Annotated in this window: 27 protein-coding genes and 1 tRNA gene; 13 read left to right on the top strand and 15 right to left on the bottom strand. The window is 62.5% G+C overall.

Going from position 1 to position 24528, the window contains the following annotated elements:
• The coding region (locus MBENS4_RS26585; protein ID WP_039390435.1) for an MJ0042-type zinc finger domain-containing protein at window positions 1-222 on the bottom strand (222 nt) is incomplete at its 3' end.
• Between the two features lie 152 nt (window positions 223-374).
• Here MBENS4_RS26585 and ftsE point away from each other — a divergent pair.
• The 4 genes from ftsE to MBENS4_RS09740 all read left to right on the top strand — a co-directional run bounded on the left by ftsE (window position 375) and on the right by MBENS4_RS09740 (window position 3372).
• Window positions 375-1088, top strand: coding sequence for a cell division ATP-binding protein FtsE (ftsE, locus tag MBENS4_RS09725; RefSeq protein ID WP_039390437.1), 714 nt, complete (start codon window positions 375-377; stop codon window positions 1086-1088).
• A 61-nt stretch (window positions 1089-1149) separates the two neighbouring features.
• Window positions 1150-2058: a cell division protein FtsX gene (locus MBENS4_RS09730; protein WP_039392156.1), complete on the top strand. Its 909-nt coding sequence runs from the start codon at window positions 1150-1152 to the stop codon at window positions 2056-2058.
• A 79-nt stretch (window positions 2059-2137) separates the two neighbouring features.
• On the top strand, window positions 2138-2680 hold the full coding sequence (locus MBENS4_RS09735) for a YdcF family protein (protein WP_039390439.1): 543 nt from the start codon (window positions 2138-2140) through the stop codon (window positions 2678-2680).
• Window positions 2680-3372 (top strand): lysophospholipid acyltransferase family protein, encoded by a 693-nt coding sequence (locus tag MBENS4_RS09740; RefSeq protein WP_039390440.1) that lies wholly within the window; start codon window positions 2680-2682, stop codon window positions 3370-3372. Before MBENS4_RS09735 ends, MBENS4_RS09740 begins: the two co-directional genes overlap by 1 nt.
• 140 nt (window positions 3373-3512) lie before the next feature.
• Here MBENS4_RS09740 and MBENS4_RS09745 read toward each other — a convergent pair whose 3' ends face one another.
• On the bottom strand, window positions 3513-5609 hold the full coding sequence (locus MBENS4_RS09745) for a transglycosylase domain-containing protein (RefSeq protein ID WP_084592020.1): 2097 nt from the start codon (window positions 5607-5609) through the stop codon (window positions 3513-3515).
• Window positions 5610-5774: 165 nt separating this feature from the next.
• Between MBENS4_RS09745 and MBENS4_RS09750 the strand changes: the two genes are divergently transcribed.
• Window positions 5775-5850 (top strand) — tRNA-Val (locus tag MBENS4_RS09750).
• Between the two features lie 166 nt (window positions 5851-6016).
• Window positions 6017-7342 (top strand): tyrosine-type recombinase/integrase, encoded by a 1326-nt coding sequence (locus tag MBENS4_RS09755; protein ID WP_084592021.1) that lies wholly within the window; start codon window positions 6017-6019, stop codon window positions 7340-7342.
• Window positions 7343-7392: 50 nt separating this feature from the next.
• Here MBENS4_RS09755 and MBENS4_RS09760 read toward each other — a convergent pair whose 3' ends face one another.
• The 4 genes from MBENS4_RS09760 to MBENS4_RS09770 all read right to left on the bottom strand — a co-directional run bounded on the left by MBENS4_RS09760 (window position 7393) and on the right by MBENS4_RS09770 (window position 10715).
• Window positions 7393-7794 carry a type II toxin-antitoxin system death-on-curing family toxin gene (locus MBENS4_RS09760; RefSeq protein WP_052322163.1) on the bottom strand — a complete coding sequence of 134 codons (402 nt, stop codon included), beginning with the start codon at window positions 7792-7794 and terminating at the stop codon, window positions 7393-7395.
• Window positions 7791-7931: a hypothetical protein gene (locus MBENS4_RS25765; RefSeq protein WP_159108040.1), complete on the bottom strand. Its 141-nt coding sequence runs from the start codon at window positions 7929-7931 to the stop codon at window positions 7791-7793. The genes MBENS4_RS09760 and MBENS4_RS25765 overlap by 4 nt, the downstream gene beginning before the upstream one ends.
• A gap of 294 nt (window positions 7932-8225) precedes the next feature.
• Window positions 8226-8684 (bottom strand): helix-turn-helix domain-containing protein, encoded by a 459-nt coding sequence (locus MBENS4_RS09765; protein ID WP_039390443.1) that lies wholly within the window; start codon window positions 8682-8684, stop codon window positions 8226-8228.
• Between the two features lie 54 nt (window positions 8685-8738).
• Complete coding sequence (locus MBENS4_RS09770) at window positions 8739-10715, bottom strand: hypothetical protein (RefSeq protein WP_039390444.1); 1977 nt, start codon at window positions 10713-10715, stop codon at window positions 8739-8741.
• A 535-nt stretch (window positions 10716-11250) separates the two neighbouring features.
• Here MBENS4_RS09770 and MBENS4_RS09775 point away from each other — a divergent pair.
• Together MBENS4_RS09775 and MBENS4_RS09780 are read left to right on the top strand one after the other, a co-directional pair.
• The gene (locus tag MBENS4_RS09775) at window positions 11251-12132 is read left to right on the top strand and encodes an ArdC family protein (RefSeq protein ID WP_039390446.1); all 882 of its coding nucleotides are present in this window, start codon (window positions 11251-11253) and stop codon (window positions 12130-12132) included.
• On the top strand, window positions 12129-12413 hold the full coding sequence (locus MBENS4_RS09780) for a sigma factor-like helix-turn-helix DNA-binding protein (RefSeq protein ID WP_039390447.1): 285 nt from the start codon (window positions 12129-12131) through the stop codon (window positions 12411-12413). Before MBENS4_RS09775 ends, MBENS4_RS09780 begins: the two co-directional genes overlap by 4 nt.
• A 60-nt stretch (window positions 12414-12473) precedes the next feature.
• Here the strand turns inward: MBENS4_RS09780 and MBENS4_RS09785 are convergent, their stop codons facing one another.
• Together MBENS4_RS09785 and MBENS4_RS25770 are read right to left on the bottom strand one after the other, a co-directional pair.
• Entirely contained in the window at window positions 12474-12686 is a 213-nt protein-coding gene (locus tag MBENS4_RS09785) for a helix-turn-helix transcriptional regulator (protein ID WP_422394395.1), read from the bottom strand.
• A gap of 556 nt (window positions 12687-13242) precedes the next feature.
• Window positions 13243-13407 (bottom strand): hypothetical protein, encoded by a 165-nt coding sequence (locus tag MBENS4_RS25770; RefSeq protein ID WP_159108041.1) that lies wholly within the window; start codon window positions 13405-13407, stop codon window positions 13243-13245.
• Window positions 13408-13583: 176 nt separating this feature from the next.
• On the opposite strand from MBENS4_RS25770, the gene MBENS4_RS09790 reads away from it, so the two are divergent.
• On the top strand, window positions 13584-14441 hold the full coding sequence (locus tag MBENS4_RS09790) for a type IV toxin-antitoxin system AbiEi family antitoxin domain-containing protein (RefSeq protein ID WP_144400884.1): 858 nt from the start codon (window positions 13584-13586) through the stop codon (window positions 14439-14441).
• Window positions 14434-15321 (top strand): nucleotidyl transferase AbiEii/AbiGii toxin family protein, encoded by an 888-nt coding sequence (locus tag MBENS4_RS09795; protein WP_052322164.1) that lies wholly within the window; start codon window positions 14434-14436, stop codon window positions 15319-15321. The genes MBENS4_RS09790 and MBENS4_RS09795 overlap by 8 nt, the downstream gene beginning before the upstream one ends.
• 128 nt (window positions 15322-15449) lie before the next feature.
• On the opposite strand, the gene MBENS4_RS09800 is transcribed toward MBENS4_RS09795, so the two are convergent.
• The 3 genes from MBENS4_RS09800 to MBENS4_RS09810 form a co-directional block, all read right to left on the bottom strand.
• Window positions 15450-16037, bottom strand: coding sequence for a hypothetical protein (locus tag MBENS4_RS09800; RefSeq protein ID WP_052322165.1), 588 nt, complete (start codon window positions 16035-16037; stop codon window positions 15450-15452).
• A gap of 316 nt (window positions 16038-16353) precedes the next feature.
• A complete protein-coding gene (locus MBENS4_RS09805; RefSeq protein WP_039392162.1) occupies window positions 16354-16566 on the bottom strand; it encodes a conjugal transfer protein TraD in 213 nt (70 codons plus the stop codon).
• A 16-nt stretch (window positions 16567-16582) separates the two neighbouring features.
• The gene (locus tag MBENS4_RS09810; RefSeq protein ID WP_039390453.1) at window positions 16583-16912 is read right to left on the bottom strand and encodes a conjugal transfer protein TraD; all 330 of its coding nucleotides are present in this window, start codon (window positions 16910-16912) and stop codon (window positions 16583-16585) included.
• Window positions 16913-17083: 171 nt separating this feature from the next.
• Between MBENS4_RS09810 and traA the strand changes: the two genes are divergently transcribed.
• Complete coding sequence (traA, locus tag MBENS4_RS09815; RefSeq protein ID WP_039390455.1) at window positions 17084-19933, top strand: Ti-type conjugative transfer relaxase TraA; 2850 nt, start codon at window positions 17084-17086, stop codon at window positions 19931-19933.
• A gap of 9 nt (window positions 19934-19942) precedes the next feature.
• Complete coding sequence (locus MBENS4_RS09820) at window positions 19943-20623, top strand: DUF6118 family protein (RefSeq protein WP_039390457.1); 681 nt, start codon at window positions 19943-19945, stop codon at window positions 20621-20623.
• 221 nt (window positions 20624-20844) lie between these two features.
• Here the strand turns inward: MBENS4_RS09820 and MBENS4_RS09825 are convergent, their stop codons facing one another.
• From MBENS4_RS09825 to MBENS4_RS09840, 4 genes are read right to left on the bottom strand one after another with little or no spacing between them, the layout of a single operon-like run.
• Window positions 20845-21621, bottom strand: coding sequence for a GNA1162 family protein (locus MBENS4_RS09825; protein ID WP_052322166.1), 777 nt, complete (start codon window positions 21619-21621; stop codon window positions 20845-20847).
• Window positions 21618-21968, bottom strand: a complete 351-nt coding sequence (locus MBENS4_RS09830) for a DUF4810 domain-containing protein (protein ID WP_039390458.1) — start codon at window positions 21966-21968, stop codon at window positions 21618-21620. The genes MBENS4_RS09825 and MBENS4_RS09830 overlap by 4 nt, the downstream gene beginning before the upstream one ends.
• Window positions 21969-22011: 43 nt before the next feature.
• Window positions 22012-22335: a hypothetical protein gene (locus tag MBENS4_RS09835; protein ID WP_144400885.1), complete on the bottom strand. Its 324-nt coding sequence runs from the start codon at window positions 22333-22335 to the stop codon at window positions 22012-22014.
• Entirely contained in the window at window positions 22332-23276 is a 945-nt protein-coding gene (locus tag MBENS4_RS09840; protein ID WP_084592022.1) for a CsgG/HfaB family protein, read from the bottom strand. Before MBENS4_RS09840 ends, MBENS4_RS09835 begins: the two co-directional genes overlap by 4 nt.
• Before the next feature lie 611 nt (window positions 23277-23887).
• Here MBENS4_RS09840 and MBENS4_RS25775 point away from each other — a divergent pair.
• The coding region (locus tag MBENS4_RS25775) for a hypothetical protein (RefSeq protein WP_039390462.1) at window positions 23888-24528 on the top strand (641 nt) is incomplete at its 3' end.

Here is a 24528-nt window from a genome sequence, read left to right on the forward strand (position 1 = left end):
AGGTGCAGCCTCGGGTTCCCGCGCCGGCTGCGGGCTCGGCGCCGGTGCGGCCGCAGGTGCCGGGCGGGGCTGGGGAGCGGGCGCGGCCAGTTCCTCGGGGGAAGAGCCGTCCTGGTACCAGCTGTGCTTGCACTTGGCGCAGCGGACCGTGCGGCCTTCCACGCCGATGGCGTTATCCGGTACGGCGTAACGCGTAGAGCAGGCAGGGCAGGCGATAATCATACGAGTACCTCATAAGCACCATTCGCTAAGGGACGACAAGCACCCGACTTGTGGGTACGGGGCGTATTGCCCTTTTTTCCACATGGATTGCTCGCTATAGCGCGCAAGGCCGCATCTTTTCGGCCCTGCCAGGACTATTCACCAGAAGACGAATGACTGCCGAGGGCGAAATCATCCACTTCGACAATGTCGGGCTGCGCTATGGCACCGAACGCGAGGTGCTGAGCGACCTGACGTTCACCCTCTATGCAGGGCGCTTCTATTTCCTGACGGGCGCCAGCGGTGCGGGCAAGACGTCGCTGCTGAAACTTCTCTATCTCGCCCAGCGCCCTTCGCGCGGCGCGGTGCGCATGTTCGGCAACGATGCGATCACGCTCTCCCGCGCGAGCCTGCCCGCGCTGCGCCGCCGGATCGGCGTGGTCTTCCAGGACTTCCGGCTTGTCCCCCACCTCTCCGCCTTCGACAACGTGGCCCTGCCGCTGCGCGTGGCCGGCCACGGGGAGAAGGACATCGCCGGCCCCGTGCGCGACATCCTCGAATGGGTGGGGCTTTCCGAACGGATCGACGCGGTGCCCGCCACGCTTTCGGGCGGTGAGCAGCAGCGCATCGCCATCGCCCGTGCGGTGATCGGGCGCCCGGCCGTCCTCGTCGCCGACGAGCCGACCGGCAACGTCGATCCCGAGATGGCGCTCAAGCTTCTGCGCCTGTTCGAGATGCTCAACCGCCAGGGCACGACCGTGGTGGTCGCCACCCACGATCTCGATCTCCTGCGCAAGGTGCCCGACAGCCTGATCATGCGCCTTGAGCGCGGGCGGCTGGCCGATCCGACCGGCGCGCTGCGCCATCCTCCGGCCCGTCGGACATGAGCGGGAGGCGCACATGAGCCGCGATGGGACGACACGGCGCGAACGGCGCCTGGGCCCTTCGATGCTGCACGGGATGCGGCGTCTGGGCGGGGGCGGAGCCGAGCTGATCCCGCAGGGGCGCATGTCCGGGCCCATGCCCTGGGTGATCGCGATCATGGTCGCCCTGACCGCGATTGCGCTTGCCGCCGGGCTTTCCATCGGCAACGCGGTTTCGGCCGCGAAGGCCGAGATCGAAGGCGGCGTCACCATCCAGATCATCGAGCCGCGCGAGGATACCCGGGATCGCCAGACGCGCGATGTGGCGAAGGCCGTGCAGCAGCTCCCCGGCGTCAGCGGCCTGCGCATCGTGCCGCGCGAGGAACTCGACAGCCTGATCGAGCCGTGGTTGGGCAGCGGCATCGCGGAAGCGACCGGCTCGGCCATTCCTGTCCCTGCGCTGATCGACGTGCGCCTCGCCACCGGCGCGACGCCGCAGCGGGTCGAGACGATCCGCGCCGCCGCGCGCAAGGTGACGGAGGCGGCCCGCGTCGATGCCCAGTCGAGCTGGCTGCGCCCGGTGTTCGAGGCGATGGTCTCGCTTCAGATTCTCGCCATTGCTCTGGTCGCGCTGCTCACCCTGGCGCTGGCCGCCGCGGTGCTTCTGGCGGCGCGCTCGGCGCTCGGCGCCAACCGCGACGTGATCGAGATCGTCCATCTCCTGGGCGGAACCGACAAGCAGGTGGCGCGCGTGTTCCAGCGTTCGATCGGCTTTGATGCCGCGGGCGGCGGCGCCGTCGGGCTGGCGCTGGCGCTGGTCGTCATCGTTCTCCTGGCCCGCCGATTCGAGGGGCTGGGGGCAGGCCTTGTCGACAACGGTGCGCTGGTCTGGAGCGACTGGTTTCTGCTGGCGCTGGTGCCGATCCTCGCCACGCTTCTGGCCATGATCACGGCCCGCTTCACCGTGCTTCACGCCCTGCGCAAGATGCTCTAGGGCAAAGAGCACTGGTACACGCGGGCAAGTGTCGCCATAAGGCCCGCGAAAGCAATCAACCGCTATTTCCTGCAAGGTCATGTTTCGTCGCACCGCCGCCTTTGTCGTGCTTGTCTGGTTCTTCGGCTTCGTCTGGTTCGCCGTGACGCTGCCCGGGCCGATGGTGGGTGCGTCCAAGAGCGATGCGATCATCGTGCTGACGGGTAGCAGGGGGCGTATCGAACATGCCCTTGATGGGCTGGAGAAGGGCGCTGCGCCGCGCCTGTTCGTCTCCGGCGTCGATCCCGAAGTGCGTCCGGTCGAGTTCGCGGCCGAGTTCAAGGTGCCTGCGCGCACCATGCAGTGCTGCGTGGACCTGGGTTTCGAGGCCTATGACACGCGCTCGAACGGGGTCGAGACCGCGCGCTGGGTGGAGCGGCACAAGGTGCGCACGATCCGCCTGGTGACCGCCGACTGGCACATGCGCCGCGCCGAACTGGAATTGCTGCGCGAACTGCCCGAGGGCGTTGAGGTGCGGCGCGATGCGGTTCGCTCGCGCCCCAGCTTCAGCGCCCTGTTCCTCGAATATCACAAGCTCCTCTGGCGCCTCGCCAGCAACCTGTGGGAGCAATGGAGCCCGTGATGGAGACCCGTTTCGCAGACGTCGTGCGCAGCCTTGCGTTCTACGCCATCTTCTATCCCGGCTCGGTGATCATGGTTTTCCTGGCCCTGCCGTTCGCGGCGCTGGGTGAGCGCCAGATCTGGCTGCTGGCGTACAGCTGGAGCGCCTTTCACCGCTTCTGCTGCCGTTGGCTGCTGGGCATCCGGGTGGAGATAAAGGGCGAATTTCCCGAAGACGGCGTGCTGGTGGCGATGCGCCACGAGAGCTTCTTCGAGGCGATCGAGCTGCCGCTGCTGACGCCCTGGCCCACGCCTTTTCCCAAGTCCGAACTTCTCAAGATTCCGGGGTGGGGCTGGGCTCTCTCGCGCTTTGGCGTGGTCGCGGTCGAACGCGCGGGCGGAGCGGCCTCGCTGCGCCGGATGATCGCGACCGCGCGCGGGTTCGCGGCCAGGGGACGCCAGCTGGTGATCTTCCCGGAAGGCACGCGCATGCCGACGGGCGCCACCGCGCAGCTGCGTTCGGGATTTGCCGGAACCTACAAGATGCTCGGCCTTCCGGTCGTGCCGGTCGCGGTCGACAGCGGGCGGCTCTATCATCGCGTCTGGAAGAAGGCGGGGACGATCACCTACACGCTGGGCGAACGCATCGAGCCGGGCCTGCCCCGCGCCGAGATCGAGGCGCGCGTAGGCGCCGCGATCACCACGCATCACTAAGGGGTGAATGAAGATTTCCGAGGGCCATCGCCCTCGGGCTCCCCAGACTGTCCAGCTCACCTTCGGCGCGCCACGGTGGCGAAAAGCGGTGAGGTCGCCCATTTAGGGGGCAAGGGGCGATGGCCCCTTGAATCACTCCTTCATGGCCCTGCGGGCGGCGGCGCTTCGGGCTCCCGCTCGATCCTCCGGCGCGCTTCCTCCAGCGTTCGTTCGCCCTGAAAGCGCAGGCCCTCGCTGTCGAGCTGGATATCGAGCGGCAATCCGTTGAGGTCGGTGGTGATGATCGCGGTTCCGTCCTCGATGCGCAGGCGGTTGCCTTCGCCCAGCGGCAGGCCGCCGTCGGGGATCTGGTCGAGCCCTTCGATGTCGAGCGGCTGCACCGGGCCTTCGGGGCGCGGCTTGGGGGCTGCGGGAGCCGCACGCTCGCCCAGCGTCTGCTGCATGAAGCTGCGCCAGATGCGCGCCGGGGTCGAGCCGCCCGACACGCGCCCGAGCGGGGAATTGTCGTCGTTGCCGACCCACACGCCCACCACGTAATCGCCCGCATAGCCGACGAACAGCGCGTCGCGGTTCTCCTGGCTGGTGCCGGTCTTGCCGAAGTTGGCCGAGCGCAGCATCGCGGCGCGCCCCGTTCCCCGGTTGACCGCGGCGCGCAGCATCTTCTCCATCGCCGCGTGCTGCGACTTGGACAGGCTGTGCTTGCCATCGAGCAGGCGGGCGAACCAGCCCTTCTCCTCGACCGGGAAGGCGCGTGGCTCGACCGGGAAGCTGTTGGCGGCCACGCCCGCATAGGCGGCCGTCAGTTCGATCAGCGGCATTGTCGCGGTCCCCAGCGCCAGGCTGGGGTCGCCTTCGGGCAGGGGCTCGGTAATGCCCAGGCGCCGTGCGGTCTTGATCACCTTTTCATCGCCTACCTGCTGGAACAGGCGCACGGCCGCGACATTGCTCGACCGCGCGAAGGCGTCCTCCAGCGTGATCGTGGGCGAGTAGTGCCCTCCAGAGTTCTTGGGGCGGTAGCCACCGGTCTCGATGGCCGCGTTCGAGATCGTGTCCTCGGGGCTCCAGCCGTCCTGAAGCGCGGCAAGATAGACGAACAGCTTGAAGGTGGAGCCGGGCTGCCGCTTGGCCTGCGTCGCGCGGTTGAACGGGCTCTTGGCGTAGTCCTTGCCCCCGATCATCGCGACGACCTCGCCGTTGCGGCGCATGGCGACGAGCGCGACCTGCGCGGAGCCCAGAGCGGCGCTGTCGATGGCGCGCCGGGCGGCCAGCTGCAGACGCGCATCGAGCGTCGTCGTCAGCGTCTGCGCGGCGTAACCCTGTTCGGTCATGCTGCGCGCCTGGGGCAGCGCCCAGTCGGCGAAGTAGGTGCCGGTGGGAAGGTCGTTGCCGTCGCGCACGTCGAGCGGGGGAGGGGGAATGGCGGCGGCTTCCTCGCGCGTCATGTAGCCGGCATCGACCATCGCGGCGAGGACCACGCGCATGCGCTTTTCCGCGGCCTCGTAGTGGTTGGTGGGCGCAAGGCTCGAGGGCGCCTTCATCAGTCCGGCCAGCATCGCCGCCTGCCCGGGGAGCAGGCGTTCGGGGCGACGGTGGAAGTAGTGCATCGAGGCCGCGCGCAGGCCATAGGTGTTGTCGCCGTAATAGGCGTTCGAAAGGTAGCGCTCGAGGATTTCGTCCTTGCTCAGCCAGGCCTCCAGCCAGAACGCGATGAGCGCCTCGCGCGCCTTGCGCGTCAGGCTCTGTTCGGGCGAGAGGAAGGTGAATTTGGCGAGCTGCTGGGTGATCGTGCTGCCGCCCTGCGTGGTCCCGGTGGTGAGGTTGGTCCAGGCCGCGCGCGCGATGCCGTAGGGATCGACCCCCCAGTGCTCGTAGAAGCGCCGGTCCTCGGTCGCGATGAAGGCCTGCTTGACGTGGTCGGGCAGGTCCGCGGCCTTCACGGGCGCGGCGACAATGGCCCCGTTGCGCGCGATCGGTGTGCCGTCGGCCGCCAGCAGCGTGATCTGCGGGGGCGAGACAGGCTGGAGCGACTTCGAGAGCGGCGCGGTAAAGGCCAGCCAGCCGATCAGGAGCAGGAAGGCAAAGAGGACGCCTGCCATCCCGCGCGAAATCCACCACCAGCGCGAACGCCCGGCGCGCGGCGTCTCGGGCGCGGCATCGACGCCCGGGGCATTGTCGGAAAGAGGCTGGGTGTCCGCGACCGGCTCAGTCGGTTCGGGAGCGCGCTTGAATCTGAACATGGCCTCGTCACGAATACACGATCGGGCGCGCAGGCGCACCACCTCGTCTCGTGCGATATCGTGGAGAACCTTTCGCGCAGCCGAACGGCCCTGTCACGCAAGAGAGCTTGACGCCCTCGCAAAATGGCGTAATGGGCACCTCTTCTGCGGCGCAACAGCGCCTGCGGGCGGTTAGCTCAGTTGGTAGAGCATCTCGTTTACACCGAGAGGGTCGGGGGTTCGAGCCCCTCACCGCCCACCATGGATTACACCTCATCACATCTCACTGAGCGTTGTAACCCGCAGAAAACTGCGATATTTTTAGGGCCTTCCTGCTCATCGCGTCCGCCGCCATCTCATGACTGCCCATCCTTTTGGGGCATATTTGGGGGCCTCGCGATTCTCAATTCGGGACGAGGCCCCCAATCATGTCGCTGACCGACTTTACCATCAAGAACGCGAAACCCCAGGCGAAAACCTACAAGCTGGGTGACGGCGCCGGTTTGTACCTTCAGGTCAACCCGTCCGGAAGCAAGCTGTGGCGGATGAAATACCGCTGGGAGAAGCGCGAGAAGAAGCTGGCCATTGGCCCTTATCCGCTTATCTCGCTGGCCGAGGCGCGCGCCAGACGCGACCAGGCCCGCCTGCAGCTTCTCGAAGGCATCGATCCTTCGCGCGAGAAGATCCTCGCCAACTATCTGGCCCAGGCCAGCGGTGATGATCCTTTCGGCAAGGTCGCCCAGGAATTCATCGACAAGCGGCGGCGTGAGGGCATGTCGGAATCGACGGCCACGAAGAGCGAATACTACATCACCCGGCTTGGCTCGGCGATCTCGCGGCTGCCGATCGGTGCAATCACCACGATCGAGATTCTCGTCGCGCTGCGGCGGATCGAGGCCAAGGGCAACTACGAGACGGCCAAGCGCGTCCTGCAGCTTGCCGGGCGCGTCTTTCGCTATGGGGTCGCAACCGCCCGGATCGTCTCCGATCCCACGCGCGACCTGCGCGGCGCCCTCATCGCGCCCCGCCCCAAGCATTACGGCGCGATCGTCGAGGCCGACCGGGTCGGTGAACTGCTGCGCGCCATCGACGGCTATGATGGGCAGGAACTGACCCGGCTTGCCATGCAGATCCTCCCGCACGTCTTTGTGCGCCCCGGCGAACTGCGCCATGCGGAATGGCATGAGGTCGACTTTGATGCCGCGATCTGGACCATTCCGACCGAGAAGATGAAGATGCGCCGTGCGCATCAGGTGCCCCTTTCGCGCCAGTCCATCGAAATCCTGTGCCGGGTCGAGGAGATTTCAGGGCCGACTGGCTATGTCTTCCCTTCGATCCGCAGTCGGCGGCGACCGATGAGCGAGAACACGATCAATGCGGCCCTGCGCCGGCTTGGATTCTCGGGCGACGAGATGACGGCGCATGGCTTTCGGGCGATGGCGAGCACGCTCCTGAATGAATCGGGGCAGTGGTCGCCCGATGCCATCGAGCGCGCGCTGGCCCACGGCGACAGCAACAAGGTGCGTGCTGCCTATCATCGCGGCATGCACTGGAAAGAGCGCGTCGAAATGGCGCAGTGGTGGTCCGACAATCTCGATACGCTCCGCAAGGCGGCTGGCAGGAGAACTGGTCACGGGCGTCCTGCGGGCACGGGTCCGGTGCGCACACGCCGGGGCGACGCGATCCGCGAGGACACGCGGCGGGGCCCGCGTGAGCGTGGTGGGAACCGGACATCGTCGCGGTCTTGGAGTTGAAGTTCGGCCAGCACGCTCAGCAATCCTGCGCCAGTGCAGGGAGGTGGCTCTCAGTCTTCGGCGGTTTCGACCAGATATTGATCAAGTTCAGCGACCAGATCACTCTCGCGTATATCTCCGGTGACGGCCGCCTTGAAGAGTTGCCCCAGGGTTTCGTCATTCGGCATGTCTAGGCCGTAGCCATTGATGGCGAAAAATTCGAGCATGGCGAAGGCGCCAGCGCGCTTGTTCCCGTCAATGAAGCCGTGATTGTCGGCAATCGACAGTCCGAGCCGCACTCCGAGAACGAGAACATCTTCTTCGCCTTCGTAGTGGTAAAGCGTGCGGGGCCGATCGACGGCACTTTCAACGAGAGTGAGGTCCCGCACACCGTGGGGACCTCCATAAAGTTCGATTTGCTCTTCGTGAATTTCGACGACCTGATCGGCGTCGATCCAGTATGGTTCGCTCACTGAGCCAGATAGGCAAGCGACTTGGAAAACTTGGTATTGATTTCCGCACGGAGCTTCTTGCGGTCAATTTCGCGCTTCGGCTTCGCCTTGCGGGGTTCGCGATTCTTCGCGTCAGGCTTGTCTGCGTATTCGAGCATGCCTTCCTCCATATGCGCTGAAACACCAGATATGTCACATATAGTGTGACGGTCAACGTGACTCTTCAACGACGTTGATATTCGTTGGTTTCAAAATTTCGAGTTAATGTGTGCATAGCACATTCGAAATTTCTGCTGTCTGAACCACTCGCATGAACGATACCATTGCGGTCACAAGTCCATAACAAGCTGCAAGCATAATGGTTCGGCAACGGCCAGGTCGTTTGCGCGGCAAGCGTGCAATGACAGGCTTACGGCTTGGATTTCAACGACCCTGCTGTCACGCAGACGACTTCACAACAGATCAGCATCATCAGAAATTAGCTCGTCCAATGCTTGCGAGCGGAGACGATCTCTGTCCGCCTTGTAGCGGAGCACGTCGTCGGCCTGGATGCGGCGATGCCGGCCGACCCATGTGTAAGGCATTGTTTCCTGGTCCAGGAGCTTGACGAGGTGCGGGCGCGACACATTGAGCAGGTCTGCGGCCTGCTGTGTCGTCAGCATTGCCCGGATCGGCGTAAGCCTCACCGCATGACCCTTGCCGATTTGGTCAAGCATTTCGCGAAGCAGATCGAACAAGGTGGGTGTGAGCTTGATATCGACCGACTTCCCGGACTCCCCTGCCTGTACGCTCAGGGATGCCTCATCTGACTTCTGGACCGCGAGCAGGTCGCGAAGCTGGTTGGCAATCTGGCGGTCTTCAACTGAAGGGATGTCGCCGTTCAACGGCCTGGAATTCGCGGGAGGTGTCATGATGGCTCTCCGAAGAGCAATCTTCGTTAGCGCATATTCGAAATAAACGAAAGATCACGCGGCGAGCCAGACCTGATTGAGAATTTGCGCTGCCAAGGCCGATTTGTCCTGTGGAAGGAAGCGCCCGTAGTGCTTGGCGACCATGTCGGGCGTGTCCTGGATCGCGTAGCTCGCGCGCTCGTATGACCCCGTCTGCTTGAGGATGTGGGTCGCCAGAACGTCGCGAATGTTGTGCGGCCCGTGCGGAAGCAGTCCCTTGATGACGCCTCTTTGCGTGTAGGGATTGAAAATGCCGTAGCGCTGGATCACGAGCCGCCAGGCCTCGTAGAAGGTGTTCTGGTCGTATTCTGCGGTTCGGCTGGTGACCTTGGTGGTCTTGACGAAGAAGGTGCCCGGATCGGCGATTGTGCCGAGCAGCACCGGGCGGTGGCGGCGGATGAATTCGTCGATGTGCCGGTGCAGGCCTCCCAGGTCCGGAAGGACGAGCCGGAACGGGCGGCCATCGAAGAACGAGGACCCCGCGTTCTTGAAGGCGTTGGCGGGGATGACGACTTCCCAGCCGTGGTCGCGTTCGCTCCAGCGGATCTCGCCACGCTTCAGCGCTTCGAGCTGACGCTCGGACCGGGGCAGGCGGTCACGCGGGCAGACCATGAGCTGGCGCAGGTTCTTCTGCCGCAAGCCCAGATGGAGGCCGAGGCGAATGAGCAGGAACGCGCGCGCAGCTTCCGCCGCCGCGCGCGGATAGCGATCGGGATCGGGCGCGAGCCGCAGAACTTCATCGGCGATCTTGCGGTACTCGCCCACCGGGCTGTCCGCTTCGAGAACGGGCAGGATGGGCTCGAAGGGATCGCGATGCACGCGCGCGACGCGCTCGATTTCCTTGGCCCGGGCGACGGCGTGCGCGTGGAGCCGGTCGCAGGCCGTATCCCAGTCCTGCCGCGCGGCCTCAACGTCGGCCGCGCTCAGCAGGCCCTCGATAGGCAGAAGCCGCATTGCCAGTTCGGGCATCTGGCGCAACCATCCGGTACGCTTGCGGGTCAGCGCCGCACCGAGGCGAAGCATGTCCACCTCCCAACGGGTGAAGAAGCCGCGCCGTGCCTCGCGCCACTGGATATACCAGTCCCAGGTTCGCGGAAACACGAGCAGGGCCAGCGTGAGCTGCCCTGCGGGAACGCCGAGACCCGCGACAGCGTCATCCGGCCCGGCGTGCATGGCGCCGAACAGAAGGCCCAGGTGCTCTACCTTCTGTTGAATGGTCTCGTCGTTCCAGACCCCGTTCCGGTGAAAGCCGATGTCGGTGAGCGTGCTCGATTTGAATCGGATCAGTTCCGCGAGTTCGCCGGTGAGGCGCGGCGGAGCCTCCTTTGCCGTGCGGGAAAGGCTGGTGCCGGGAAGCGCTTCGCCGTCTTCGTCCTGGCCCTGTATCGGTGCCGGTCGGCCTTGAGGCTTGCGCCCGGTCAGCGAAGGGAACCGCAGGCCATAGCGCAGCTTGGCGGCATCGGCCTGATAGCGTCGATATTCGGTCGAACCGGAAACGATGACGGTGCGGACCCATTCGAGGATTTCCGCCCGCTCCTTGCGCGAGCGCTGGGCGAAATCGTCTGGCAAATGCCAGGACAGGCGGCGCTGTTCGGCCGGGGCAATGCCTCGCACGCCGTGATCGGCGGGAGCGCGTCCTGGATGCGGCAGCTTCGCCTTGAAATAGTCCGAAGGCAGCCCGTAGCGCGCCTCGATGCGCGCAAGCACGTCCAGGCTCGCGACGTTGCGGGGCAGACGCTTGCCCCGGCTCCAGCCCTTGAGCGTGTCGGTATGGAAGGTCTCGTCGGGGCGAATGATCGCGCGATGGAGGAGAAGGCTTGTTTCGTTGAAGCGTTTCAGGTGCAGGCGCAGAGCCTCGTCGAAGCTGTCTGGTTCCTCCCATTCGTGGAACTGCGCAACGGGACGTTCGGCCGGTTGCCTGCGCTTCGCTCCCCGTTTGCCCTGGCCCTGCTTTGAGGCCGCTGTTGGTTTCTGGGAGCTGGGGCGGGGCATGGAATTCTTTCGGCCAGGGTGTGAGGCTTGCCGGGCGAGTGAAGCCCGATCGCGAGGGCGCGGGCCTATTCCTCAACGAGGTGACTAAGTCACTATGCTGGAATGAAAATTCAGAGGGTATCTTGTGGTTCGATGTTGGTAGCAGGTTGTAGGCGGGGGCTGACCCGCGCCTGCGGCGCGGCCGGGCTCTATTTCGCTCGGTCTCAACCGAGCCACCGGCTGCGCCGCCGTCTCGTCGGCAGAGCCGTGACGATCCCTGTCAGGTTGCGGACTGCCCTTGGCATCCCGTCAATGGTCACCGCGCATGAGGCGCGGCGGCGTTGAGCCTTGACGGCTCCGTGGTGGCGGGGGGCGTCGCGGCCCTCTAGCCCCGCCTCGACGGCGCGCAACCCGTCCGCTGCGCTCCCGGGTGCTCCTCTTCGTTTCGCCCCTTCGGGTGCGCCCCGCTTTTAGCCGGCGGGGCTTCTGGTCTGCTCCTGCCGCCCCCCGCCACCCTGGCGCCGGTCAATGGCGGTTGAGGAAAGGAGCAGGAGTTATGGCCGACCGTCAGAGCCTTTATGGCGAGGTGACCGCACGTGTGATCGCCGAGCTGGAAGAAGGACGCCTTCCGTGGGTGCAGCCTTGGGACAAGGCCCGGTGTGCATGCACGATGCCGCACAACGCGGTGTCTGGACGGGTGTACTCCGGAATTAATGTGTTGATCTTGTGGTGCGAGGCGGTGGAGCGCCAGTTCACCTCGCAGCGCTGGCTTACCTACAAGCAGGCCGAGAAGGCAGGCGGGCATGTCCGGCGCGGAGAGAAAGGCACGGTCATTTGCTATGCTGATCGCTTCACCCCAAAGGACGAAGCCGCGAAGGCCGCAGGCGAGGACCGCGAGGCGCGTACGATTGCCTTCCTGAAGCGCTTCACGGTGTTCAATCTCGACCAGATCGAAGGGTTGCCCGAACAGCATGCCAACGAGCCGGTGGTGCCTGATCCCGTGATGGCGATTGCCGAAGTGGACAAGCTGATTAGGGCCAGCGGTGCCGACTTCCGGATCGGCGGGAGCGAAGCCTTCTATTCGCCCAGGCAAGACTATGTGCAGGTGCCCCCGCAGGCAGCCTTTCATGAGCCCGTGAACTGGTTTCGCACGGCGCTGCACGAGCTTGGCCATTGGGCTGGCGGCAAGGGACGGCTGGAGCGCGATCAGAGCGGTAAGTTTGGTTCAGCCTTGTACGCCAAGGAGGAACTCGTCGCGGAGATGACATCCGCCTTTGCCTGCGCATCGCTGGGTATCGAGCCCACGGTTCGCCATTCCGATTACATTGGGGCGTGGCTTGAAGTCCTGCGCGCCGACGAGAAGGCTATCTTCCGGGCGGCGAGCGCGGCCAGCAAGGGCGCCGACTACCTACTGGCTTTCGGGGAGGACGTGGCATGATGCGGCGTTTCTACCAGCTGGAGCAGCTTATCCGCGAAGTGTTCCTGCGCGATGCCTTCCCCGAGTATGAGGACCCGCAAGTGCGGCGGATGGCGCGGGCGGTCCATTCGCTGCCGCGCTTCCACCGTCAGCTGTTCTGCCTCGTGCGCTACGAGAACTGGTCCTACGACGAGATCGCCGCGTGCTTCGACATCAGCGTGCGCAGGGTGGAGATCGAGATGGGCCGTACCTTCTTCATGTTGAGCCTGTCGCTGGATCGGCAGAAGCGCAAGGGCTGGTGAGCAAACGGGCGCGCCCGCTGGTGCGGGCGCGCCAGGCTCCAATTGGATTGGGGTGGCTGCTCATGCCTGTGGCGGGAAGTCATCAACTGAGTAGAAGATGGGATTGCGCATCCATTCGGTGACGGCGCTTTCGCGCCAGCCGCAGCATCGTTCGGCGAGGCGTACTTGCCTCGGAAAGGTCCCGCTCTGAATCTTGCGATAGAGGGTCGCGCGGGAAAGCCCCGTACGGTCGAGCACATCGCCGAGGCGAAGAAAGCGGTCAGGTGGCGACATCATATTCATGTGGCATGTCCTCCGATTTGGTGAGGTGGACTGGCCGGCCACGAACAAGAATGGGCTAAAACGAGCCGGGATCAAGGGTATGCAGACATCGCCGGGAGCGCAGAACCTGGCGAAGTGAACGATCCGGGACGTCTAAGGACGATCGGGGATGATCAAAAAAACATGTCGCCAGAATTTCCATTTTGACGTTTTGCTCGCAGGCCGTCTCAACAGGCATCGGGAGCCACCCGATATACCGAATATCTGACCGAATCACTCAGCGTAACGCAATGCTGGATGGACGGCGATACGGCATACAGGCCACGCAGATCTGAACTCAATTCGGGCTGAAGGCAGAATGGAGGCTTCTGACCAGTTGTGCCAGAAAAGCGGACACGCCAGTGTTGTAGGGCAACGGTCGCAACAGAATGGCGTCGCACCCATGTGCAAATGCCCCGCTCAAGACTATCGACCCTTTGTCGGCGTAGGGCAGGCGATATACGGATCAATAATATTACCGAGTAATATGTCCGCGATATGGTGGCCCGAGACTGCCGCCATGCTTCTCTCAAGCGACATCTTTCTTGCCCAATAGCAAATGAGTTCGACTTAACGCAGCTAAGGCGCTGAGTGCGGGAGGCTGCTCCAAATGCACGCAGGAGGGCGTTGAAAATTTGCGGTAACCGGCGCTGGCGATGATAGCGGCGAGCAGCGCTGAATACAGGTCATTCATGCACGGGATCTTTACGTCCTCAGGACGTAAAGCATCCCGTGCTGCATCGCAACTACCAATTATTTACGTACTGATTGGCCGTAACGCTTGACAGTTCATGTACCGAACTCCATACGTCCTAAGGACGTATGGAGTTCGGTACTGTGTCACTCTACCTTAGTCAGGCGATTGCTCGAATGCTGGAAGAGGCCGATCTTCCGCTCGTTACCGAGTACCAGCTATATCAGCGGGTCCAGCCGCTTTTGGCCGCCGGGCAATATTCCGGAGAGCGGATTCTGCGCCTCCCAACCTACTGGTCGCAGCCTCAACTCCGCGCGATGATCCGCACATTGGAAAAGCGTAGGGTTCTCGCGCCAGACGAAGACTTCAAAGCTGGCGTATGGCGCGTCGTTCAGGCAGCGGCAGCGCCCACTGCGGAAGAGGCTATCTGCCTTGTCGATCCCTTCTCGTACATTTCGCATCTGTCTGCCATGCAGCGATATGGCGTCACGGATCGTTCGCCCGAGGCGCTGCACGTTACAACACCAGCTCGCACGCTATGGACACATATGCGGGACGTCCAGATGGCCGAGGATTACGAAGGCGAGCTAGCCGGATCTCTCTTACCGCAACTCAGCAAGATCGGCATTCGCGAACAGGTTCGACGTCGCCAGGTTATCATACACGAATCGAAGCATCCTGCCGAACCGGTACCTATCGCCGGGAGCGTCAGCAGGATCGCCACGATCGGTCGTGTCTTCGTCGACATGCTCGACCAACCGCAGCTCTGCGGCGGTATTCGCCATGTGCTAGATTGTTACGATCGGCACGCCGAACAATGGTTCGATGAGATCGTTGCCGCAGTGGATACGACCGACAGCCCGATCGTGAAGGTGCGAGCCGGCTACATCCTCGATGAGATGTTGGGTCTATCGCACCCGAACATCAATGGATGGACGCGATGCGCACAGCGGGGAGGCTCTCGCAAGCTCGACCCGCAGGCGCCATACGGGCATGTCTTTTCGGAGAAGTGGATGATAGCGCTCAATGCCTAATATGGACCCAGTCGTCGAAATCGTCGATGTCGATGTTCGCGCATGGGTCGAAAATGCCCGCGCCGACCCCCAATTATATCGAGACCGACAAGTTACCGAGATCGTCCTCGCTGCAATCGGGCTTTCACCTTCGCTTAATCAGAGCCTTGTTTTGAAAGGCGGCACGCTCATGGCACTCGCCTTCGGTTCGCGCCGCGTGACTGGCGATGTCGACTTCTCTGCGACCGTACCGCCGGATGGCTTCGACGACCTGCTAAGAGATGAGCTCAATGCGAAATTTCGCGTGGCGGCCATCAAGCTTGGTTATCTTGATCTCGTCTGCCGGGTGCAGGGCGTGAAGCGACGCCCACATTCCAATTTGTTCGAGAATGCTGAATTTCCAGCGCTCGAGTTGCGCGTGGGTTCGGCAGAGCGGGGCAGCAAGCAGGAAGCGGCGCTGGCAGAAGGAAAAGCGAGCCGCATCTTGTTCGTCGAGGTCAGCTTTCGCGATCAGGTCTACGCGTTCCAGGAGCTGAATCTGGGACAGGCGGATGCTGCCCTCCGCGCGTTCACGCTCGCCGAGCTCATCGCCGAAAAATTACGTGCGCTTCTGCAACAGCCGATCCGCAACAGAAACCGGCGACAGGATGTCTATGACATCGCTTTGCTACTCGACGACAACCCGCCGGACGATGCGCTTCGAACAACGATTTTGGAGACGTTGATCGAAAAGTGCCGATCACGCGAGATCGAGCCGACGCGCGAGTCGATCGATGACCCGGAGGTGGCGAAACGCGCGCAGCGGGATTGGGAAACGCTACGGCTCGAAGTGTCCGACCTGCCGCCCTTCGAAGAACGCTTCGCTGCCGTCAGAGAGTTCTATCACTCCCTGCCGTGGTGAGTACTCCGTCCGCCTGAAGGACGGCTGATCATTTTGCCGCAGGGAATGGGCGAGGGGGACGTCACTCCGGCTTTAATCCTCCCCTCTCTGGAGGAAAGCCTGGGGTCGCGTCACCTCTTCTCCCAGGATCAAGAAGGCCTGCCCCGTGCCCTTCCCCGCGATCGCGCATGCCCCGTCACATGGCACACATGATCGACGAGCCCGCAGACCAACGCGCGAACCGTGTCCGGCGTGAACCCGCCATCGTCCGGTAGCTGCCCGCCAACCACATTCTGCTGGTTCCATTTCCAGTACGGCGAGAGCACCTGCATCAACCGCTCCGTCTCGGGGCAATCGTAGCCAAACGCCGTGACGTTCGCATAAGCCAGCGAACGATCGACATGCAGGCCGACATGCCGCGCGCACCAGCTGTCCGGAAAGCCTACATCGAGCAGATGCGAGGAAAGCGCGAGCTGCGTCACGATCCCGGCGGTGTAGAGAAAATAGGGCCAGTCGCTCCGGCCATTGGGTTCGAGCCCGTGCATGAATTCCAGCGCCCGTTCGTAGCGCGCCCGGCTGAGGCTTCGCCCCTCCTGGGTGCGCAGCAACCGAACGGGCTGTGCACCGTAGATCTTCCAGAGCGCAGCGAGCGCGGAATTGTCGTTTGGCAGGGAACGCAGCGCTGCGGAAACAGCGGCGATCTCATCGGGTGAAGCAACAGAAACAATGCTGTCCATCGGCACCTCCGGGTCCGCATCTGGGCGGTTGAGCGGAAGAGGCGAGACATCATGCGGACCAGTCCCGAACTCCCGCACACTGGGCGCGGGAGCCGCCGGAGCTGGTAACATGCGAAAGCACATGCGCCGCCGCCTTTCACCCGAAGGTTTGGACATACGCGACGGCACCCCGGAAAACTGAGTTTTCCGAGCCGTTTGCTTTCGCGGGATTACCAGTCCCGGCGCTGCCCTTTGCGCAGCGCCCTTGCACGTTACCAGACGCGAATCTCTACGCCAAGGCCGGTTCAGTAGCGGGCCGTTTTGTGCGGTGTGATGGCTACGCGACGGCGTCTTGGGCGAAGGCCCGCTTGCCCCTTCGCCGCCACAGCGTCAGGGCTTGCTCACGATCCTCGGTTCGCAGCCTGGCTGCGGCTTCGACAAGCAGGCCAAGGATCACGGCGCGATCGTCGTCGGCTAGCTCGACAAGTCCGGCTTTCACGACCAGCCCGCCCAGTTCGATAAGCTGGCGGGTACGTTCGCGCCGCTTCACCTGCCATTCCCGTCTATCATGCCGCGCCTGGCCCATCGAACAGCGGTTGCGCGCTGCCCGGTTCCGTCGGAGCGCGGCGCGGCTCGCGTTCAGTTCGCTGGCGAGCCTTTGCTTTCCCTTCGCCCGAAAAGAACGCCGCGCCCCGTTTGCGCCAGGCCTCCTTTCGTGCCGCGTCCGTGTTGCTGGCGGCATCGAGCAGAACGCCCGCCAGTTCTTCTGCCGTGAGAGCATCGGCGCCGGTCGCGGTGACCAGCTCGCCAAGCTGGCTCACCTTGCGGCTTTTGAGTTGCTTTGCCTTGTCGGTCAGCGCCTTCAGCTCGGCATCGTAGTCCCTGGGTTTGCGCATGGTCCGTCCTTTCGTTGAGGAAGTCGGACCATTGCGCTATCGGGAGTCTCAGCCCCCCTCAATAGCGTGAAATGCTCTGGGATTTCGTGTTCCCGAGTGCGATGAAATCGTTCGAGGGCGCGCTTATACGTCGTGCCGACGTGCGCTTTTAGGGGTAATTGGTAGGTCGCCATGGCGATCTACCACTTCTCGGCCAAAGTCATTTCCCGCGCCGCCGGATCGTCCGCCGTGGCCGCCGCCGCCTACCGCTCGGCCTCGCGGCTCCACGATGCGCGGTTAGAGCGCAGCCACGACTTCACCAACAAGGCCGGCGTCGTCCATTCCGAAGTCCTGCTCCCCGAGCACGCACCCGACGAATGGCATGACCGCGAGCGGCTGTGGAACGACGTCGAGGCGGCCGAGAAGCGCAAGGACGCACAGCTCTCGCGCGAAGTCGAGTTCGCCATTCCGCGCGAGATGAAGCAGGCCGATGGCATCGAACTGGCGCGCGACTTCGTTCAGCGCGAGTTCGTCGACCGGGGCATGGTTGCCGATCTCAATGTGCACTGGGACATGGGAACGGACGGCATGGCCAAGCCGCACGCCCATGTGATGCTGAGTTTGCGCGAAGTCAGCGAAGAGGGCTTTGGCGCGAAGGTGCGCGACTGGAACCGCACCGAGCTGCTCACGCACTGGCGCGGAGCCTGGGCCGAGCACGTCAACACCCGGCTGGCCGAACTCGATATCGACGCGCGTGTCGATCACCGCTCGCTGGAAGCGCAAGGCATCGAGCTGGAGCCACAGAACAAGATCGGCCCAGCCGCTTCGCGCATGTTCGAACAAGGGCTCGAAAGTGAACGCCTCGACGAGCACCACGCCATTGCAAGGGCCAACGGCGAGAAGCTGCTCGCGGCCCCGCACATCGCGCTCGATGCGATCACGCACCAGCAGTCGACGTTCACCAACCGCGACCTTGCGATGTTCGTCCACCGCCACAGCGAGGGGAAGGACCAGTTCGACCAGATCATGGCCGTGGTGAGGGCCTCACCCGAGCTGGTGAAGCTGGGCAAGGACGGGCGCGGCGAAGACCGCTTCACCTCGCGCGCCATGCTGGAGACCGAACAGCGGCTTGAACGGCAAACCGTCCGGCTTGATGCCGAACGTCATCACAGCGTGCCCGACCGGCATCGTGACCGCGCGCTCACGCGCGCCGAGGCGCGCGGCATGGTGCTCTCGCCCGAGCAGCGCGGGGCCTTCGAGCATGTCACCGATGCGCGTGGGATCAGCAGTGTCATCGGCTATGCCGGGACCGGCAAGAGCGCGATGCTCGGAGTTGCGCGCGAGGCCTGGCACTCGGCGGGATATTCGGTCCACGGCGCAGCGCTCTCAGGGATAGCGGCTGAGAACCTTGAACAGGGTTCGGGCATCGCCAGCCGAACGCTCGCCAGTCTCGAACACCAGTGGGGAAAGGAGCGCGAGTTGCTGACCAGCAAGTCCGTTCTTGTCATCGACGAGGCGGGCATGATTGGCACGCGTCAGATGGAGCGCGTGATGCGCGAGGCCGAGAAGCGCGGCGCCAAGATCGTGCTTGTCGGCGATCCCGAGCAGCTTCAGGCGATTGAGGCAGGGGCGTCTTTCCGCAGTATCGCCGAGCGGCACGGCGCGGTCGAGATCACTGCTATTCGCCGTCAGTCCGAAGAATGGCAGCGCGAGGCCACGCGTCAGCTTGCCACCGGTCGAACCGGCGAGGCGCTCGCCGCCTACGAGGATGCCGGGCATGTCCATGCTGCCGAGACGCGCGAAGCAGCCCGCGCCAATCTGATCGATCGCTGGGACGCGGACCGGCAAACGCATCCTGATGCCAGCCGGATCATTCTCACCCACACCAACGACGAAGTGCGCGAACTCAACGAGGCCGCGCGCAATCGGCTGCGTACCGCGCAGATGCTCGGGCGGGACGTGGGGCTGACGGTCGAGCGCGGCGAGCGAACATTCGCGTCGGGCGACCGCGTGATGTTCCTCAAGAACGAACGCAGCCTTGGCGTGAAGAACGGGACGCTAGGCACCATCGAACATGTCAGCGCCGCCAACATGCGCGTGCGCACCGATGACGGGCGGTCGGTCGCCTTTGACATCAAGGACTATGCCCACGTCGATCACGGCTACGCCGCGACGATCCACAAGTCGCAGGGCATGACCGTGGACCGGGTCCATGTGCTGGCAACGCCGGGGCTCGATCGGCATGCCTCCTATGTTGCGCTGTCGCGGCATCGCACGCAGGTCGACCTGCATTACGGGAAGGACGATTTTGCCGAGCGCAGCCGGCTTGTCCGGGCGCTCAGCCGCGAGCGCGGCAAGGACATGGTCTCCGACTACACCCGGGCGCCGGAGCAAAAACCGAAGTCGGAGCCAGCGCCTACGCCGAAGAATGAACCCGAGGTTCGGCGCAATCCCTTTGCCGGCATGCGCTTCAAGGTGCAGCCGGAGCCGTCTGTTCAACAATCCCAGCCATTCGACGCCGCCGTCGCGCGCTATGGGCGGGCCCTGCGCGACATCGACCAGATGCAACGCCAACGGCTCAATCCGATTATCAGCCAGGTGCACGCCCTCGATCGCGCGGCCAAAAGTCTCGATGCGCAGCGACCGCACGCGGCGGAGGACATGTACGCCGCGATGAGCAAGGATCCGTCGCTGATCGATGAGGCCGCCCAGGGCAAAGGCGCGCGCGCCATTCAGGCGATGCGCCTGGAAAGCGAGATCCGTGTCGCGGCTGATGAGCGCGCCGATCGCTTCATCGAAGAATGGCAGACCCGCACCCGCCAGTTCCTGCGCATGCAGAAGATGGGCGATCCGCTCGGCGCCGAACGCGCGGCCGAGCGAATCGATTATCTGTCAAAGAGCTTCCATCGCGATCCGGAACTGGAATCCCGGCTCCACAGGAGATCTTATGAGCTGGGCTTCAAGCCTCGTGAGGGGAGTACCCTGTCTCGGGACATGCAGGATTGGATCAGCCGCTCGCGCTCACGCGGGCTTGAGCGGTAGCCTTCGCGCATGACTGAAACCAACCCACCTGAAGAGCTCGCTGCTGCCGAGGCATTTGAAGCGATGAACCGCCGTCTTGCAGGCCTGTCGGCGGCCATTGATGGCTTTGCTGCGCGCTTCGATCATTTGCAGGAGCGCGACTACAGCGCGGATCTGGCCCGGATCGATGGGCGGATCAATCAACTCGGGAAGGAAGTCCAATCCCTGAAAGGTCAGCCCGCAATGGCCTTGACGCCCGAACGTGTAAACAGCCAGATCAAGGCGGCTGCACATGAAGCGCGGCAGGCGGAGCAAGTCGCCTGGACCCGGGCACGCAATGAGCTGAACATCGAGGCAAACTCGATCCGTGAAGTCGTTTATTCAGCTCGGGAGGCATACAAACAGGACAAGTTGCTTCTCTACGTTTTGGGTGGTGGCTTCGTGATGGGCGCACTACTGATGTTCTCTGCCCCAACTGTCGCCCTGGATATCGTACCGGACAGTTGGCACTGGCGCGAAAAATCCGCTGTGGCGGCCATGAAGCGCGATGGCTGGACTGCCGGTCAGCGCCTTATGCAGGTCTACGATGAGAAGCGCTGGGAGGAAGTGGCTCACTTCCTGCGATTACCGGACGAGGAGCGCGCAAAGTTCGCCGATTGCGCGGCGAAGGCGGAGGAGAAGGAGAGCGAGACCACCTGCCTATCCACATGAGTTCGACGGGCGGCAAATAAGGGCGGGCCTTGGGACATTCGCGACAGTCGGCTCTGGAGTGGCCGCCTTGGGTAAGCCGACGTTCACTCTACGGCTGTGATGAGAATCAGCCAATGCTGCTCTCCAAATTTTGGCCGGCGGAGGACGCAAAGATATTTCACTTGAGCATCGCTGCATCCCGACAGTAGCAAGGACACTACCGGGATGCAGCTTTCTTTAAATTACTTCGTTTCAGCGTCCTTAGTAGTACTGACTTCCTCCGCCTTAGGAGCGAGCAAGCCGGGTGCGGCAACAGCTTCTTGACGGGAATCCGTCAGAAGGCCTGAGCCGGTCGCGGGCCAAGACTTACGGTTGTTCCGTGAAAGTGGATTACGTTCACCGAAAGGCAGGCCCTGACCTGGTGCAGACAGAGCAGCCAGATTTGCTTGCATCGCCATCGGAGTAAAATCAGATCTGGTATTGTTGATTAGAGCAGTAACTGCTGTTGCGAGCAAATCGGCGAAAATGTTGCCAGACGACGAGTTCGGAGCGTAAACATACTCCTGTTGATCTTGCCAGAGCACCTCGCCAGTGCGGCCTGACTTGAGAGTGTAAAGGAACTCAGTCTCGATCGACGACGAGATGACCTGATATTTCGAGCTCCAGTCAAGCACTTCTACATAAAGAACTGCGTCGGCCCCGAACAACCCTGCCAGATCCTGTGCCTTTGCCTGATGAACGAAACCAGGGTCGCCTAGCCCCTCTGCCTGCATGAGGGTTTTGATGGCATTGGTTGGAAAGGCGTAATATCCGCGCTCGGCCAGAGGTGCAGCCATCGTGGCAAAAAACAAGTCGGAGGCATCGACCTCGTTCGAATTGTTGATCACAGGAACAACGAGAATTGAGGCTGGTTGCTGAGCGTAATAGGCGGTGTAGTCCTTCGACGGAGGCGCGTTTCCGGCACAAGCACCAAGCAGCGGCGTGGCCGCAAGTGCGGCAATGGCGAGTAGCCGCTTCATTGCGCAGTCTCCTCTGACTGACTTTCAGCCCCAGCAATAAGTTTGGTCATAAAAACGCCGGATTCCGGGAAACGTTCGCGTTCTTTTACAAAGTAGGTCGCTGCCTCGGCGCCTTTTCCCTGCTCCATAAGCAGGTAGCCAAGGTCCGCGTAAACGCCCGGCGGAACGCGATCCTTCTTCTCAGCCTTGGCGATGGTTTCGCGAAGTTCTTTTTCGAACGCAGTCTTATCTGCATTCTTTGCGTAGTTTACCAGTGCTGGCTGGTAGCTACCCCACTCGTACATTGTCTTTTGCCCTGCGCAGCCAACAAGCAAAAACGCAGCGCCTACAATCGGCACCAACTTCATGAATTGCCCCCTAGTTTCTTAGAAGCCCTGTCGCCCACCCGGCTTAGGGAACCAGATCGATAATCTTGTGCGATCCGTCCTGAAGAAAGACGCGTTGGTGGTGAACAACATCGCCGCCACTCATCACGTCGACATCATGCCATCCGTCCTGAACGGAAATGAGCGCCCGCCCCTTGCTGTCGACCGGAACGGCTTTTTCATCGATCACGACAAGGGCCCCTTTGGGAGCGTCGATGACCTCGACCGCGGACGCTTTCGTTCCTCGCACCAGATCGTGGCGAGGGCTCATCCCGCAAGCAGAAAGCGCAGTGAGGGTCGCAAAAGCAAATGCCCAACGGAGCAGGCGTGATTTAGGTTGAATCGTCATTTTGCCACCACATAAATCTGCTCATCGTCGAGACCGACAACAGAGCCGGAAACCACTTTGGCGATAGATCCCTCGCCGAGTTCCCCACTGCCGAAGTGCGAAACGACCTGAAGCTGCGCGACTTCCGTGGACGGAAGCTGGATATCAAGCCCGGTCTGGCGACTTTTGACCGAGCGCCCGGCCTTCATCACCTTGAGCTGCGCGCCGCTCTGCAACCCTTGGCTCGGGCCACCAGATACAAACACTTGGCCATCTTCGATTGCGAGAATGTCTGTACGCCACTCTCTAGCCTGAATGGTGTTTGACAGCTCTTCGAGAACATCCTCAATCGCGACAGACAAAGCCTTGTCCGTCAGGGAACCGTCGAAGCGTGCAGTACTGCCCATGCCAAGGGTGGTCTTTGTCTCAGTGGTGGCCTCGCCAGAGCCGGTAGCGGAATGGAATGCAAGGCCGGTCCGCACGTCGACCAAGCGGATGGCGACCTTCGCGTGCGCACGCTGAGTTCGCTCACGATTCAAAAATCCCCGCTTTCCGTCTTCACTGCGACCGAATTCAACGATTGACCCGATGATGAGCGTATCTACGCCGACCATGGATTGGTCGCCTTCCCCGAGACGCTTCTGCTCACTTGCAATCTGGCTCATATCTCCCCGCTCAAAGACAAGGAAATCACCAGACTGGACTAAGTATGCGGCCAAGATGTCAGCGGCCTGCTTGCCCAGAGGATCCAGGTTGGAATCTCGTAGCAGCGTCTGGCCGTATCGCGTTTCGTTAGTGAAGCGGCCGATGGCAATCTTTCGCTTCAGAGACAAGTCAGAACCAATGGCCCCATTTGGAGCTTCTTGTGCTGCCGCCTCTGTGACCGTGAGGTCGCCACTTCCGGAAATCAATGCAGCAGCCGCAAGTGCTGCGCAGCCACGCGCGGAAAATACTTTAAACATAATCCCCCTGATTGTCCCGCAGCCCCTGAGCGCTCGGCTCACCACCAACCAAACCCAGTCCGTTAAGGATAAATCGCCAATATGCTATTAACGCTGGCGGATCTTTTTTAAAGCTCCATCTTATGCAATCGATACTCCAAGTGCGCCAGTTGGTATCGAGTGGCATTAACCAGTCTGCTCAAAGGCAGCATCCCTCAGATGACCAGTAAGGCATAGACAGCTGCTCGGCCGCCTACGAGAACTGGAAATTCGCACCTCAGCGGCGGGACGTGATAGGTCGCATAGTGCCTTCGTGCGTAGCGCAGTAGACAGAATTTAGCTGGATCGTTTGTCAGGAGTGAGTGAACAATCTGCAAGCTATCCGTCCGGAGCTAGAAGCCTTTACGAAACTGCTGAACGGCAACAATGGGTCGGCTGCGGCAGCCGGGATCACCAATCAAAAAAACGTTATGGAGTATGACCTTGCGCGCTCCGCTATATTGCGTAGCCAATGCATCGAAGCGAAGCCTCTGATAGGCCTCCAGCTTGGCGGGCCGGATCGACGAAGGGGGGACGGCGCGGAATTTGTCGGGCGACGCTGAATGGTGCTTGTCTGATCGAGGGGTGGGTAAATGTTTGGTTCGATCCTTGGCTTTCAGATCGCGATTTTTCTATCGATCTTGGCTGTACGTGTCCTCGCCAGAGGCAAACTTGAACTGCTGTGCATTGGCTGGACGATCTTCACGTTCGTAATGGTCTACGCATCGCCACTGATTCTGCTGCAATTGCTTGTCATTTGGGGAAGTTATGGCCTCTTGTCAGGAGGCGGCGGCAGCGGTCACTCCTCGGCAAACAGTGATAATCGCCCAAGCGCGTCCGTTCCATCCGCGGCGAGCACGGCTCCCGTGCTCAACCGGGTAGAGGTCCAGGCTGGCAGAAGCACAAAGACCGCGCAGCCGGTGACCCCGCCGGCTCCGGTTGAAGGATTTATCGATAGCCTCTCGACTGGCGCGGAACATCTTCAGCGCAAATCTGAAAAATTGCTGGATGCCGTTCAGTTCAAAGTCGCAATTCAGGAAAGAGTATCGGCGGTCGTTGGTACGACCTACCCTGAGCAGGCCGTTTTGAATGCGGCACTCAAACAAGCTGCTGAGCAGGACCGGATTGATCGGACTTACGATACGCCGGAAAAGCGCGCCCGGTACGACAAGAAATTGGCTGAACTCACATCAGCCTTAGAGCAGACGAAAACTGCACCTCCTCCGCGTGCGCA

Origin of the sequence: Novosphingobium sp. MBES04 (assembly GCF_000813185.1) — a bacterium.
Classification (GTDB): Bacteria; Pseudomonadota; Alphaproteobacteria; order Sphingomonadales; family Sphingomonadaceae; genus Novosphingobium; species Novosphingobium decolorationis.